Consider the following 14,189-nt stretch of genomic DNA (forward strand, 5'->3'; position numbering starts at 1 on the left):
CACAGGCCCTAGTGCTTCGTTCCTCAAAGGACGTACACATATCGGCGGCGTAAGCGCCGTGTGGGCGGTGCGGGTCTGCCCCAGATCCAGGGTCGGGCGCGGGCGTTGAGCTGGGCTGTGGCCACTTCGGTGGCGTGGGTGATGTGGTCGCGGTCGCCGAAGGAGCGTCCGGCCAGGGCGGTCTTGCGGAAGATGCGCCACCAGCCCTCTTGAAGGTTGAGCCAGCAGGCGCCGACCGGGATGAACACGTGCCTGATGCGGGGGTGGTCCTCGAGCCAGGTCCGGGTGGACACGCTGTTGTGCGAGGACAGGTTGTCGGTGATCACATAGATGTCCCCGACGGGGTTCGCGTCCTCGACCAGCTGAAGGAACTGCTGGTAGAAGGCGCTGTTGCGGGAGGTGGCGGTCATCGTGAGTTCCTGGCCGTCGCGGACGCGTAAGGCGCCGTAGACCCAGGTTTTCTCGGGTCCGCGGGAGTAGTCGATCTCATTCTTGATGCGGTGCCCGTCCGGTGACCAGCCCGGTGCCGGCGGGAAGGTGCGTGGGATCACCGGGCCGAGCTCGTCGGCGCAGACGACTGTCGCGCCGGCGGGCGGGCTGGTGTAAAGCTCGACGATCCGCGTCCTTTTCCCTCGAAGTCCGCATCTCTCGAGCGCGTCCACGAGCGCGTGCGCCGCCAACGCACACCCTCGGCCAGCAGGATACGGCGCACCTGGGAGCGGCTGACCTCGATTCCCAGGCCCCGGGCCGCGGCAGCCAGTGCGTCCAAGGTCCACTGCGAGGGTCCCGACTCGTCCGCGGCCCACATCTCGTTCGACGGCTGCACCTCGAGCCGACCGGGCGGAGTCTGCTTGACCATCGCGATGATCCGGGAGCGTTCGGCTTCGGTGATCCTTCGCTTGCGGCCCTGCCCGCCCAGATCCTCCAGACCCTCAAGCCCCGAGCGGTTGAAGCGGTGCAGCCAGCGCCGCACGGTCTTCTGACTGCACCTCAGCTCGTCGGCGATCCGCGGGACCAGCCAGCCGTCCCAGCTCAGCTCCACCATCCGGCACCGCTCCACGAGAACCTTCGGCGCCTTCCTGGCAGCCGCCAGACGGTGGACCACCGCTTGCTCGCCCTCGTCACGGCCCGGCCGTGCCCGTAACACCATCGTCCAGCACCCGCCCCCGAGCACCCGCAACCACCCTGCTACCAGCAGCTATACCCACCGAAAGCGGAATTCAGCACTAGTACTACAGGGCTAGATCTTGATCATGGGGTGATGGGAGGCTCTGGCTGTGGCCACGACACAGCCCCATGATCCAGATCGTTCGCCGGACGCCGTCAGTCCGGCTGATTTAGCCGTCTGGGACCGTGAGTTCGCCGCGCTGGGCGAGCGGATGACCCCGCTGTTCTATCGCCCGGAGTCCCAAGAGCACGCCCTTCAATACCTGCGTGGGCTCCTCTCCCCATTGCAGCGCAAGAACGGCTGGACCATCGCTGAGTTCGCCGGCGAGAAGGAGCCCAAAGCACTCCAACGGTTCTTGAACCTCACCCCGTGGAGCGCGGCTGTGATGCGGGACCTGGTCCGCGACTACGCCATGGAACGCTTCGCGGATCCCCGGGGCGTGCTGATCGCCGACCCCACCGGGTTCGAGAAGAAGGGCATCAAATCCGCCGGGGTCCAGCGGCAGTATTCCGGCACTCTCGGACGTGTCGATAATTGTCAGATCGGGACGTTCCTGGCCTACGTCAACCGTCGTGGCGACCGTGTGCTGATCGACCGGGAGCTCTACCTGCCCAAGGATTCCTGGGCCGTCGACTTCGAGCGCCGTCGGGAGGCCGGGATCCCGGACGAGGTGGCCTTCCGTACCCGTCCGCAGCAGGTCCAGGCCATGATCGACCGTGCCGTGGCTGCCGGGGTGCCGTTTTCGTGGTTCGTCGCGGACGAGGAGTTCGGCCAGAACAGGATCCTGCGCAGGTACCTGGAAGCAGAGGGCATTGCCTACTGCATGGCTGTTCCGAAATCCACCGACGTGAACACCGCGGGCATCACCACCAATCCCGACACCCCGACCCGGTTGGACAATCTGGCATCACACCTGCGGCCGGGGGACTTCTCCCGGCGTGCCTGCGGGATCGGAGCGAAAGGATTCCGCACCTACGACTGGGCAGTAATCGCCGGACGGGACGGGCGCCAGTACGTCGTCCGCCGCACCATCGCGGATGGGGAGCTCGCCTACTTCCACTGCTACAACCCGCGCGGGGAGTCGCTGTCGGAACTGGTGGCGGTCATCGGATTGCGCTGGCCGATCGAGGAGTGTTTCGAGGCAGCCAAGCAGCAGGCCGGGCTGGACAATTACCAGGTACGCAAATACGACGCCTGGTATCGCCATATCACCCTGTCCATGCTGGCGTTGGCGTTCCTGGCCGCGATGGCCCGAACCCCGCAAAAGGGGGCTCTTCGGCCCCGGGCGGTGACTGCGGGCCGCGAACGCGGCGGCTCGCGGCCCTGACCGTCGCCGAGGTCCGGCGGCTGTTCAACCTGATCGGCTTGACTCGCATCGCCATCTACCAGGGACTTCGCTGGTCGATCTGGCGGCGCGCGCATCAGGCGGAGGCACGACGGCACCATTTCCGAAGGCGGCTACGGCTCCAGATGATCAAGATCTAGCCCTGTAGTACTAGTGCTGAATTCCGCTTTCGGTGGGTATAGCTGCTGGTAGCAGGGTGGTTGCGGGTGCTCGGGGGCGGGTGCTGGACGATGGTGTTACGGGCACGGCCGGGCCGTGACGAGGGCGAGCAAGCGGTGGTCCACCGTCTGGCGGCTGCCAGGAAGGCGCCGAAGGTTCTCGTGGAGCGGTGCCGGATGGTGGAGCTGAGCTGGGACGGCTGGCTGGTCCCGCGGATCGCCGACGAGCTGAGGTGCAGTCAGAAGACCGTGCGGCGCTGGCTGCACCGCTTCAACCGCTCGGGGCTTGAGGGTCTGGAGGATCTGGGCGGGCAGGGCCGCAAGCGAAGGATCACCGAAGCCGAACGCTCCCGGATCATCGCGATGGTCAAGCAGACTCCGCCCGGTCGGCTCGAGGTGCAGCCGTCGAACGAGATGTGGGCCGCGGACGAGTCGGGACCCTCGCAGTGGACCTTGGACGCACTGGCTGCCGCGGCCCGGGGCCTGGGAATCGAGGTCAGCCGCTCCCAGGTGCGCCGTATCCTGCTGGCCGAGGGTGTGCGTTGGCGGCGCACGCGCTCGTGGACGCGCTCGAGAGATGCGGACTTCGAGGGAAAAGGACGCGGATCGTCGAGCTTTACACCAGCCCGCCCGCCGGCGCGACAGTCGTCTGCGCCGACGAGCTCGGCCCGGTGATCCCACGCACCTTCCCGCCGGCACCGGGCTGGTCACCGGACGGGCACCGCATCAAGAATGAGATCGACTACTCCCGCGGACCCGAGAAAACCTGGGTCTACGGCGCCTTACGCGTCCGCGACGGCCAGGAACTCACGATGACCGCCACCTCCCGCAACAGCGCCTTCTACCAGCAGTTCCTTCAGCTGGTCGAGGACGCGAACCCCGTCGGGGACATCTATGTGATCACCGACAACCTGTCCTCGCACAACAGCGTGTCCACCCGGACCTGGCTCGAGGACCACCCCCGCATCAGGCACGTGTTCATCCCGGTCGGCGCCTGCTGGCTCAACCTTCAAGAGGGCTGGTGGCGCATCTTCCGCAAGACCGCCCTGGCCGGACGCTCCTTCGGCGACCGCGACCACATCACCCACGCCACCGAAGTGGCCACAGCCCAGCTCAACGCCCGCGCCCGACCCTGGATCTGGGGCAGACCCGCACCGCCCACACGGCGCTTACGCCGCCGATATGTGTACGTCCTTTGAGGAACGAAGCACTAGCCCGCTCCGGCCCTTCGGGGGCCTGCTCCAGCTCTTGGGGCAGGCCCCCGAAGGCGTGCGGTTCGATCTCAACCGCAGCCGCCGGCGTGACCTTGGTCGAAGACGTACTCCTCGGGCGTGCTGTCGAAGGCCTTTCCCTGTGCGACGAGTTCGGTCAGCGCGTCGACGTATTCCGCGAGCAGCGCGGCCCACGGTGTGGAGCTGACCCGCAGCATTTCTTCCTGCTTTCTCGACTCCTGTTTTTCGAGCTCCTGCAGGAATTCCAACGGGTGTTGCACCTCTACAGCGGGGCTCTGGTCTTCTCGCATGATTCCTCCTCTGTGTCGAAGCGGGCCTTCTGAAGTCCCGCACTCACAGAGTCGGCTGGTCTCCTTGAGGAATTACTGCCACTTTCTACATAACCCCGTACAGGGTTCTGCATGGCCCGATACAGGTTCCGTACAGGTCATACGGAAAGCATTTCCACATGGAAAGCAGCATCAAAAAGATCGTCGTGGTGGGCGGCTCGGTCGTCGGCTGGACCGTCGCGGCCCGGCTGGCCCAGGCCTTCGGCGGGACGGTCCTGGTCACCGTCCTTCAGGCGCCGTCGGATCTCGCGGACGGGGTGGAGACAGGGCAGGTCACGGCTGTCCCACCGGAGCTCCAGCGGGTGCTGTTCGACCAGCTCGGCGTCGCCGAGAGCGTCTGGATGAGGTCCTGCCGGGCTTCGTTCAGAGCCGCTGTCCGGCACGTCAACTGGCGTACTCCTGGCGCGGCGGGGGCGACGGCGCGCACGCTGCCGAACGGAGGTGCCGACCACTTCTACCGTCCGTACGCGGACATGCCGGAGTGCGAGAAATACCCGCTCTCCGACTACTGGCAGAGCCGGCGCTCGCAGGGGGAAACCGTAGAACCGTACGACTACGCCTGTTTTCGCGAGCCGCCGCTGATGGATGCCAGAAAATCACCGCGCTGGCTGGACGGGCGGGCGGCCCTTCCCTACGGATGGCACGTCGACACCCGGCTGTTCACGGAGTTCGTGCGCGACCTCGCCGTACGGCGCCTCGGTGTGCGTGTATTCCGTGACCGCCTGCGGTATGCCGCGCGAGACGCGGACGGAATGATCAGCGTCCTGCACACGGAACAGGGTCGGACGATCCCCGGCGATTTCTTTCTGGACTGCACCGGAAAGGAAGGGCTGTTGCTGAACCGGACGCTGGGAGAGCCGTTCCATCCGGCGCACGACCGGCTGCTGTGCGACAGCACCGTCACGGTCACCGTTCCGCACGACGACGACACCCACGGCATCGAGCCGTTCGCCACCGCCACCGCGATGCCGTACGGCTGGACCTGGAAGATGCCGCTGCCCGGCCGCTTCGTCACCGGACTCGTGTACGCCCGGGCCCTGACCGGTCCGGACGAGGCGGCCCGCGCGCTGTGTGAGCTGTGGGGGCTGCCGCCGGCCCGCACCGAGGTCCGCCGGACGAGCCACCGCTTCGGGCGCAGCCACCGCTCCTGGGTGGGCAACTGCGTGGCGGCCGGTGCGTCCGCCTGCTCTGTGGAACCGCTGGGAGGCGACGGTCTGACCGAAGCCCTGGACACCATCGACCGGCTGGTCCGCGACTTCCCCTCCCGGGACGCCCGGGACGCCCCCGCGGCCCGCTTCAACCGGGCTGTCGAGGCCCGCCAGACGCGCGCCCTCGACGTGGCACAACTGCACTACGCGGCGGCGCCCCGTACCGACCCCGGCTTCTGGCGGGCCCAGCGCGAACTGCCTCTCTCCGCCGCGCTCCAGGAGTGCGTGCAGGCCTTTTCCGCCGGACTGTCCGCAGGCCCCGGTGAGGACGTGCACTACGGTCTGCTCGCGGCGCTGCACACGGGGTGTCCCGCACCGCGGGTCTCGATCGGCCACCGTCCCGGCGCCCGGCGCGCGGCGGGCGAGCACTTCACCCGGGTCAAACGCCAGCAGCGCATCCTGCTGGAGACGCTGCCGAGCGCACACGCCTACCTGCGCCGGCTGCACCGGGACGCCGTTGCATGAAGCTGCCACATTCCGCTCAGCAGCGCCGAGTTGCGCCTAGGGTGGCCCGCGACCTACCGAGGGAGCGGATTCATGGCATTACGGGCCAACGGCGTCATCAATGACATACCCCTCACTCTCCTCATCGCCCTGACCGCCACGGTCCTGCTCGGCGTGCTCGCCTTCGGCGTCTCGACGGCCTCCCGCCGGCTGCTGGGCATCAGGGTCGGCCCGCTGCGCGCGATCGGCGCCGGCCTGGTGGGGGTGGCCGCCCTCGCCGTGTACGGGCAGGCGATGCAGCACAGCGACCAGGACCTGGGCGCCCTCTCCACCATGCAGATCCCCCTCGCGCTGTTCGCCGCGATGGCCACCCTGGTGTTCGTCGAGGTCTTTCTGCCGTACGGCAGTTGGGCCCGGCCGCTGCAGGCGGTGCGCGGTCTCGGCGACCGGCTGCGGCGGGCCCGCCGCTACTCCAAGATCAGCCGGATCTTCGTACGGCACGGTCTGGGCCGGGTGCTGCGCGGACGGACCGGCTGGCAGCGGGCGATGCAGCCCGGACCCTACGGCGAGCAGTGCGCCAGGTCGGCACGGCTGGCCCTGGAGGAGTGCGGGGGCGCGCTCATCAAGCTCGGCCAGGTGCTCTCCACCCGGCGCGATCTGCTGCCCACGCATTTCATCGACGAACTGAGCCGACTGCAGAGCGACGTCCCGCCGGCGCCCTGGCCGGAGGTGGAGGCGGTGCTCCACAAGGAACTGGGCAAGCCGGTCCGCGAGGTCTTCGAGTGGATCGAGCACGTGCCGCTGGCCGCCGCGTCCATCGCCCAGGTGCACCGGGCCCGGCTGCGCGGCGGCCCCACGGTCGTCGTGAAGGTCCAGCGCCCCGGCATCCGTGAGGCCGTCGAGCGGGACCTGGACATCGTGCTCGCCGTCAGCCGCAGCCTGCAGAGCCGGCTCCGCTCCGCCCAGGCGCTCGGCCTGCGAGAACTGGGCGACGGCTTCGCCGAGTCCGTGCGCGAGGAGCTCGACTTCCGGATCGAGGCGCGCAATTCGAGCGCGGTGGCGAAGGCGACCGGCGGACTCGACCCCACCGCGCCGGTGCGCATTCCGCAGGTGTACTACGAGTTCACCTCGGCCCGGATCCTGGTGCAGGAGTGGCTGGAGGGCGTCACCCTCGAGCGGGCCGGGGCGGCCGCCGACCAGGCCGGCCTCGACCGGGAGGAGCTGGCCCGCACCGCGTTCGGCTCGATACTGCACCAGATCCTGCGGGTGGGCGTCTTCCACGCGGACCCGCACCCGGGCAACATGCTGCTGCTGGAGGACGGGCGGATCGGGCTGATCGACTTCGGCTCGGTCGGCCGCATCGACCCGTCGGTGCAGGTCGCCATCCAGGAGCTGCTGGTGGCCGTGGACCGCGGCGACCCGGCCGGGCTGCACGACGCCCTGATCAGCCTGCTCGGCACCCGGGCCACCACGCACGAGGAACTGGTGCCCGACCAGTTGCTGCTGGAACGGGAGCTGGGCCGCTTCATGGCCCGGCACCTGGGCGTGGCCGCCCAGCCCGACACCGAGATGTTCACCACGCTGTTCCGCATGTTCGCCCGGTTCGGCCTCGCGGTGCCGCCCGAGGTCGCCGCGGTGTTCCGGGCCCTGGCCACCATCGAGGGGACCCTCACCCAGCTGGCCCCGGGCTTCAACCTCCTCGACGAGGCACGCGGATTCGCCCTCGGGCTGCTCGCCGATCGCCTCGGGTACGGGTCGTCGAAGCGCGGGACGAACGCCTCCGCGGCCGAGGGCCCGACTCCTTCGGCCCTGTCGTCCGTGGCGCACGCGGCGGCCCAGGAGATGCTGTCGGTGCTCCCGATGCTGCGCAGGCTGCCGCGGCGGGCCGAGCGCATCAGCGCCTCACTGGAGGAGGGCAGGCTGGGCGTACGGGTCAGGGTGCTCGCCGACGAGCGCGAGCGGCGGTTCGTCTCCGGCCTGATCCACCAGGTGACGGTCACCCTGATGGCCGCCTGCACCGGCCTGATGGGCGTGATGCTGGTGGTGTTCGGCACCGGCAAGGGCCCGAGGGTCTCCCAGCAGCTGGAGCTGTACCCGCTGCTCGGCTACCACGTGCTCGCGGTGAGCGCGATCCTCATGCTGAGGGCCCTCTACACGGCGATGCGCCGCACCACGTGACCCGCACCCCGCCGGGGCCCTCACGGGCGCAGCAGGACCGGCAGGGCCTGAAGCGGCCGTACCACCACGCTCCGCTCGTACCGCAGCTGGGCCGGGTCGACCGCGAGACGGGCCGACGGGAAGCGCTCGAAGAGACGGCGTGCGGCGACCTCCGTGATGATCTTCGCGAGGTGCGCGCCCGAGCAGTAGTGGATGCCGAACCCGAAGCTGAGGTGGGCCGGCTTGAGCCGGTCCAGGTCCAGCCGGTCGGGGTGGTCGGGGAACTGGTCCGTGTCCCGGTTGGTCGACATGACGCAGACCACGACGACCTCGCCGGCCGGGATCGTCACTCCGCCCAGCTCGACCGGCTCGGTGGTGACACGCTGCAGCGCGTTGCTGATGGGGCTCACGTAACGGATCAGTTCGTCCATCGACTTGCCCCAGCGGCCGGGCTCCGCCAGCAGCCGCGCCCGCTCCGCCGGGTGCGTCAGCAGTGCGGCGACCACCCCGCCGACCAGGCTGGCGGTGGTGTCGTTGCCGCCGGTCATCAGGGCGAAGCCGGTGGAGAGGATCTCGGTGCTGGTGAGCCGGTTCTCCGGGGTGGCGTGGATCAGTGCGGAGAGCAGGTCCTCACCGGGCTCGCGTTCCTTGTGCGCGATCAGGTCCGCCATGTAGGCGGACAGTTCCCGGATGTTGCGGTCGAGGACCCCGGAGCCGTCCGTGGGGGAGTAGGTGCGCAGCGCGGTCGACCAGCGCAGGAAGTCCGGCCAGGCCGCGGCCGGTACGCCCATCAGCTCGGCGATCGTGATGACCGGCAACGGGTCGGCGTACCCGGCGATCAGGTCGGCCTCGGGGAGCTCGCCGAGGCCGTCGAGGAGATCGTCGGCGATCTGTTCCACCTTCGGCCGCAGGGCCTCGGCCCGGCGCGGGGTGAACGCGAAGCTGATGGCCCTGCGCAGCGGTGTGTGCCGCGGCGGCTCCAGGTTGGCGAGGTGGTTCGCCTCCTCGGGCGGGGGCGTCATCGTGCGTCCGGTGCGCTCGGACATCAGGCGGTAGTGGACGTGGATGTCACGGCTCAGCCGGGGGTCGGCGAGCGCGGCCTTGGCGTCCTCGTACCGGGTCACCACCCAGGCCCGACCGCCGTCCGGGAACGACAGCTCGCGCACGGGCTGCTCGCGCCGTACGTATTCGAGCACCGGATAGGGGTTCTGGGTGAATTCGTTGGTGAGCATCCAGTACTTGGAAAGAGTCCGTGTGCCGGTCATGACCGTCCTCCGTGCCGCTACGGGAGCGTCCCATTCGGTTCGGAACGTTAGGGCCGCTCTGCCGTTCGGCGCAGGTCTGGTCTCAAGAGTTCTATGTGCGCTCGGATCGGGGGCGTCGGAGGAGGAGTATCTATGCCGTTTGGGAGATGTGGCCGCCTCGGGCCGACTCCTAGGCTCCATTGCATCCGCCGGGCACGGTGCACAGTGCTCCGGTCATGGACTGTTCGAATCAACCCGTGTGGGGAGTGTGAGTCATGACCGCGACCATTCCGACGTCGACCAAGCGTCAGGTCGTTGCCCGAGCTGTCGGTGTGACCAAGCTGTACGGCAAGGGGGAGGCACAAGTTGCGGCACTGCGGGGTGTGGACGTCGAATTCGCCGCCGGTGAGTTCACCGCCATCATGGGTCCCTCCGGCTCCGGGAAATCGACGCTCATGCACACGCTGGCCGGTCTGGACAGCCTTACCGAGGGCGAGGTGTTCATCGGCGACGCCCGGGTGAGCGACATGTCCGACAAGGAGCTGACCCTGCTGCGCCGCAACCGGATCGGCTTCATCTTCCAGCAGTTCAACCTGCTCCCGACGCTGACGGCCGAGGAGAACATCCTGCTGCCGCTGTCGATCGCGGGGCGCAAGCCGTCCAAGGACTGGTTCGACCGCGTGGTCGACACCGTCGGCCTCGCGGACCGGCTGGGCCACCGGCCCACCGAACTCTCCGGTGGTCAGCAGCAGCGGGTGGCCTGCGCCCGCGCGCTGGTCTCCCAGCCGGAGGTCATCTTCGCCGACGAGCCGACCGGCAACCTGGACTCCGTCTCCGGCACCGAGGTGCTGGAGTTCCTGCGGGACTCGGTGCGCACCCTCGGCCAGACCATTGTCATGGTCACGCACGACCCGCGTGCCGCGTCCTACGCCGACCGTGTCATCTTCCTGGCCGACGGCCGGATCGTGACCGAGCTGCGGGAGCCGACCCCGGACGCCGTCATCGACACGATGCGCTCCCTCGACGGCAGGGCCCGGGTGGCGTGATGCTGAAGCTCACTCTCAAGAGCCTGCTGTCCCGCAAGCTCCGGCTGGTCCTGTCCGGCCTCGCGGTCGTCCTCGCCGTGATGTTCGTGTCCGGTGCCATGGTCATCAAGGACACCCTGAACCGGTCCATCGACGCCCAGTTCGCCGGCGCCTACGCCGACATCGACCTGCATGTGGCGCTCAAGCCCAAGGTGAAGTCCCCGGCCGAGGACGACGCGGCGGTCATCCCCCCGGTGGACCGGGCGGCCGTCGACCGGGCGGCCGGCGTCGCCGGTGTCGCCGAGGCGAGCGGGATGGTCCTCGCCGAGGGCGCCCGGGTCATCGGCAAGGACGGAAAAGTGGTGCCCGGTACGGGCGGTCCCCGGTACGGCGAGAGCTGGCGCGAGGAGAGCGGGCTGATCTCGCTCCGCTCGGGCCATGAGCCGCGCGCGGACAACGAGGTGGCCCTCAACGCCGGCCTCGCCGAGAAGGCCGGGCTCAAGGTCGGCGACCAGGTCGGTGTGCTGACGAACGAGCCGAAACAGAACTTCGTCGTGGCCGGCGTCTTCGGCTACTCCGGGAACCGGGACTCCATCGGCGGCGAGCAGACCGTGGCCTTCACCGAACCGGTCGCGCAGCGGCTGATGCTCGGCCGGTCCGACGGCTACTCCGGCATCAAGGTCACCGTCGCCGACGGCGCCTCCGCCGACACCGTCCGCTCCGCGCTCGGCAAGGAACTCGGCGCGGGCTACGACGTCCTGACGGGCAAGGAACTGGCTCAGAAGGCCTCCGACAAGTCGCGCGGCATCCTGGACATGATGAACATGCTGCTGCTCGGCTTCGCGGGTGTCGCGGTGTTCGTCGGTGTCTTCCTGATCGTCAACACCTTCTCGATCATCATCGCGCAGCGGATGCGTGAACTCGCCCTGCTGCGGGCTCTGGGCGCCAGCCGCAAGCAGATGATCGGCTCCGTGCTGACGGAGTCGTTCGTGGTCGGCCTGGTCTCCTCGGCCCTGGGCCTGGCCGCCGGGGTCGGCATCGGGGCACTCGGCGCCGACCTGCTGGCCTCCTCGACCGACGGGCTCCAGGTGGCCTCGCTCGGAGTGCCGGCCGGCGCGGTGGTCACCTCGTTCGCGGTGGGCATCCTGGTGACGATGATGTCCGCGCTCGTCCCGGCCGTACGGGCCTCGAAGGTCCCCCCGGTCGCGGTGATCCGCGCGACCGCGACGCAGCAGGGCAAACACCGCAAGCAGACCTGGACCGGAACGGTCATGCTCGGCCTCGGCGGCCTGCTCCTCGTCCTCGGGCTCTCCGGGACCGGCGGCGCCACGACGATCATCAGCGGTGTCCTGCTGGCCTTCATCGGCGTCTCCCTGCTCACCCCGCTGATCAGCAAGCCGTCGGTGGAGGTGCTCGGCGCGCTGTTCGCCCGGTCGACGCCCGGGGCCCTCGGCCGCAGCAACTCCGCCCGCAACCCCCGCCGTACGGCCATCACCGCCTCGGCGATGATGATCGGCGTGGCGCTGGTCACCGCCATCAGCACGGTGGCCGCCTCCGCCGAGGACAGCGTCACCCGGGACATCCGGCGGGACCTGAAGGCCGACCTGGTGGCCATGGGCGAGGCGGGGTCGGCGTCCTCCGCCTCCGTCGATCCGGCCGCGCTGGCCCGGATCGCCGAGGTGCCGGGGGTCGAGAGCGTCGCCGCGGTGAGCATGGACACGGCCATGGTCGGCAAGGAGAGCCAGCCGGTCACTTCCTGGCAGGACTGGACGAAGGCCCGCGAGGTGCTCGGGCTCAAGGCGGCGGAGGGCAGCATCGACACACTGGCCCCGGGATCCGTGATCATGAACGAGAGCACGGCCGAGAGCCGTGGGGCCAAGGTCGGCGACCGGATCACCCTCCAGCTCCAGCGCGGTGACACGCACACCTACCGGGTCTCCGGCGTCTTCGCGGACTCCACCCTCTCCAGCGGCTTGGTCGTGCCCTGGGCCGACGCCGAGGCCGGCTTCCGGTCCAAGCAGCCCTCGCAGGCGTACTTCCAGCTGGCGGGCGGGGCGGACGAGTCCCAGCTCCGGACGCAGATCGAGACGCTGCTCAAGGACAGCCCCGAGGTCAGCGTGCAGACCCGCGACGACGTGATCAAGATGTTCAGCGGCGGGTTCGCCATGATGCTCACCATCGTCCAGGCGCTCCTCGGCGTGGCGATGCTCATCGCGGTCCTCGGCATCGTCAACACCCTCGCCCTGTCGATCCTGGAACGGACCAAGGAGATGGGCACGCTGCGTGCGATCGGCCTCAGCCGGGGCCAGACCGTACGCATGATCATGACCGAGTCGGTGGTGATCTCGCTCTTCGGCGCGGTGCTCGGCATCGTGGTCGGCGGCGCGCTCGGCCTCGCCGCCGCACGAGCGATGGAGGACCAGGGCGTCAGTCAACTGTCGCTCCCGTGGGGGCAGATGCTCGCCTACCTGGTGGGCGCCGCGATCGTCGGGGTCATCGCCTCGATCGCTCCGGCCAGGCGCGGCTCCCGTCTCAACGTCCTGGCGGCCATCAGCCACGGCTGACCGGACACCGCCGTACGACGGCCGAAAGGCGCCCTCGGGATCTCCGAGGGCGCCTTTCGGCATCGCCCGGACGATGACGGAACAGCGGCTGTGCAGGTTCCTGCACCTTCCATTGCTCTCGTACTCCGGGTGAGTTGATATGGAGTGGAATTCAAGTGATTCCGCGGTAGGGAGCCCGGATCACCTGAACTCGCGGTGTGCCACCGAGAGACAGGGGGAGTGATGCACGAGCGTGAGTTCCGGGCCTTTGTGTCCGTGGCCGAGATCGGGCGCATGGATCAGGCCGCTAAGGCACTCGGATATTCGCAACCCGCGATCAGCTATCAGATCAAGTGCCTGGAACAGATGCTGGGCGCGAAACTCTTCACCCGTGATTCCACCGGGGCCAGACTCACCCGGGAGGGACGCATGATACTGCCGTCCGCCCGGGCCGTACTCGCCCTGATCGACAGTATGAAAGGTGTCTGCACACCGGTGTGACCCGACCGGCTCCGGACCCGGCCCCACCTGGTCCGGAGCCGGGTCACTCCCGGTACCGGCTCACTGCGCCAGGCCGCTGCCCCACACCCACGCGGCGATGCCGACCCGGTTGCGGACGTCCAGCTTGCGCTGGACGTTGGCGACATGTGTCTTGGCCGTGCCGGCCGAGATGAAGAGCTCGGCCCCGATCTCCGCGTTGGTCAGCCCCTTGGCCACCAGCTGGGCGATCTCCGTCTCACGCTCCGTCAGCGCCTCGACCGGCTGCGCCACCTTGGGCTTGCCGGCCTCCCGTAACTGCTGCAGCAGACCCACGGTGAGCGAGGGACTGATCAGGGTGTCGCCCGCCATCGCGGCGCGCACCGCCTCCACCAGCAGCGTGGGACCCGAGCGTTTCAGCAGGAAGCCGCAGGCCCCGTTGTGCAGCGCGGTGTGGACGTACTCGTCGAGGCCGAACGTCGTCACGACCACCACCCGCACCGGATCCGCGGCCTCGGGCCCGGCGAGCCGCCGGGTGACCTCGAGGCCGTCCATGCGCGGCATGCGGATGTCGGCGAGGACGACGTCCGGCCGCAGCCGTGCGGCCAGTTCGACGGCCTGCAGGCCGTCGGAGGCCTCGCCCACGACTTCCATGTCCGGCTGGGAATCCAGGATGAGGCGGAATCCGACACGTACGGATTCCTGGTCGTCGGCAAGGACTATACGAATGGTCACAGTGAGCACCGTAGTTCGCGGCCGCCTCCCTCAGCCACCGGAACCGTATTCAAAGATTCTTTGCGGACTTCGGCTGGGATATGGCCGCTGGCAGCATCGAGCCAGTCGGACATCCAGCGCCGCC

At 69.0% G+C, this 14,189-nt stretch carries 13 protein-coding genes; 8 read left to right on the plus strand and 5 right to left on the minus strand.

The window, feature by feature from the left end:
- Positions 1–23 precede the first annotated feature (23 nt).
- Entirely contained in the window at positions 24–617 is a 594-nt protein-coding gene (locus Q4V64_RS36745; protein WP_348540846.1) for an IS630 family transposase, read from the minus strand.
- Positions 548–1,150 (minus strand): helix-turn-helix domain-containing protein, encoded by a 603-nt coding sequence (locus Q4V64_RS36750; protein ID WP_303713804.1) that lies wholly within the window; start codon positions 1,148–1,150, stop codon positions 548–550. The genes Q4V64_RS36745 and Q4V64_RS36750 overlap by 70 nt, the downstream gene beginning before the upstream one ends.
- Positions 1,151–1,379: 229 nt before the next feature.
- Here Q4V64_RS36750 and Q4V64_RS36755 point away from each other — a divergent pair, with 229 nt between their 5' ends.
- From Q4V64_RS36755 to Q4V64_RS36765, 3 genes are all read left to right on the plus strand, one after another.
- Positions 1,380–2,495, plus strand: coding sequence for an IS701 family transposase (locus Q4V64_RS36755; RefSeq protein ID WP_253267589.1), 1,116 nt, complete (start codon positions 1,380–1,382; stop codon positions 2,493–2,495).
- A gap of 248 nt (positions 2,496–2,743) precedes the next feature.
- On the plus strand, positions 2,744–3,346 hold the full coding sequence (locus Q4V64_RS36760) for a helix-turn-helix domain-containing protein (protein WP_303713804.1): 603 nt from the start codon (positions 2,744–2,746) through the stop codon (positions 3,344–3,346).
- On the plus strand, positions 3,277–3,870 hold the full coding sequence (locus tag Q4V64_RS36765) for an IS630 family transposase (RefSeq protein ID WP_348540846.1): 594 nt from the start codon (positions 3,277–3,279) through the stop codon (positions 3,868–3,870). The genes Q4V64_RS36760 and Q4V64_RS36765 overlap by 70 nt, the downstream gene beginning before the upstream one ends.
- Positions 3,871–3,953: 83 nt before the next feature.
- On the opposite strand, the gene Q4V64_RS36770 is transcribed toward Q4V64_RS36765, so the two are convergent.
- Positions 3,954–4,193 (minus strand): DUF6269 family protein, encoded by a 240-nt coding sequence (locus Q4V64_RS36770; protein WP_124445756.1) that lies wholly within the window; start codon positions 4,191–4,193, stop codon positions 3,954–3,956.
- Positions 4,194–4,351: 158 nt separating this feature from the next.
- Between Q4V64_RS36770 and Q4V64_RS36775 the strand changes: the two genes are divergently transcribed.
- Both Q4V64_RS36775 and Q4V64_RS36780 read left to right on the plus strand, forming a co-directional pair.
- Positions 4,352–5,905, plus strand: a complete 1,554-nt coding sequence (locus tag Q4V64_RS36775; RefSeq protein WP_124445757.1) for a tryptophan 7-halogenase — start codon at positions 4,352–4,354, stop codon at positions 5,903–5,905.
- Positions 5,906–5,977: 72 nt separating this feature from the next.
- Positions 5,978–8,062, plus strand: a complete 2,085-nt coding sequence (locus Q4V64_RS36780) for an AarF/UbiB family protein (protein WP_124445758.1) — start codon at positions 5,978–5,980, stop codon at positions 8,060–8,062.
- Between the two features lie 20 nt (positions 8,063–8,082).
- Here Q4V64_RS36780 and Q4V64_RS36785 read toward each other — a convergent pair whose 3' ends face one another.
- A complete protein-coding gene (locus tag Q4V64_RS36785; protein ID WP_124445759.1) occupies positions 8,083–9,306 on the minus strand; it encodes a cytochrome P450 in 1,224 nt (407 codons plus the stop codon).
- Positions 9,307–9,560: 254 nt separating this feature from the next.
- On the opposite strand from Q4V64_RS36785, the gene Q4V64_RS36790 reads away from it, so the two are divergent.
- From Q4V64_RS36790 to Q4V64_RS36800, 3 genes are all read left to right on the plus strand, one after another.
- Complete coding sequence (locus tag Q4V64_RS36790; RefSeq protein WP_124445760.1) at positions 9,561–10,331, plus strand: ABC transporter ATP-binding protein; 771 nt, start codon at positions 9,561–9,563, stop codon at positions 10,329–10,331.
- On the plus strand, positions 10,331–12,874 hold the full coding sequence (locus tag Q4V64_RS36795; protein WP_124445761.1) for an FtsX-like permease family protein: 2,544 nt from the start codon (positions 10,331–10,333) through the stop codon (positions 12,872–12,874). Before Q4V64_RS36790 ends, Q4V64_RS36795 begins: the two co-directional genes overlap by 1 nt.
- A gap of 222 nt (positions 12,875–13,096) precedes the next feature.
- A complete protein-coding gene (locus Q4V64_RS36800) occupies positions 13,097–13,354 on the plus strand; it encodes a LysR family transcriptional regulator (RefSeq protein WP_124445762.1) in 258 nt (85 codons plus the stop codon).
- A 60-nt stretch (positions 13,355–13,414) separates the two neighbouring features.
- Here Q4V64_RS36800 and Q4V64_RS36805 read toward each other — a convergent pair whose 3' ends face one another.
- Entirely contained in the window at positions 13,415–14,065 is a 651-nt protein-coding gene (locus tag Q4V64_RS36805) for a response regulator transcription factor (protein WP_124445763.1), read from the minus strand.
- Between the last annotated feature and the right edge of the window lie 124 nt (positions 14,066–14,189).

The sequence above is a fragment of the Streptomyces sp. NL15-2K genome, assembly GCF_030551255.1.
Taxonomy (GTDB): domain Bacteria; phylum Actinomycetota; class Actinomycetes; order Streptomycetales; family Streptomycetaceae; genus Streptomyces.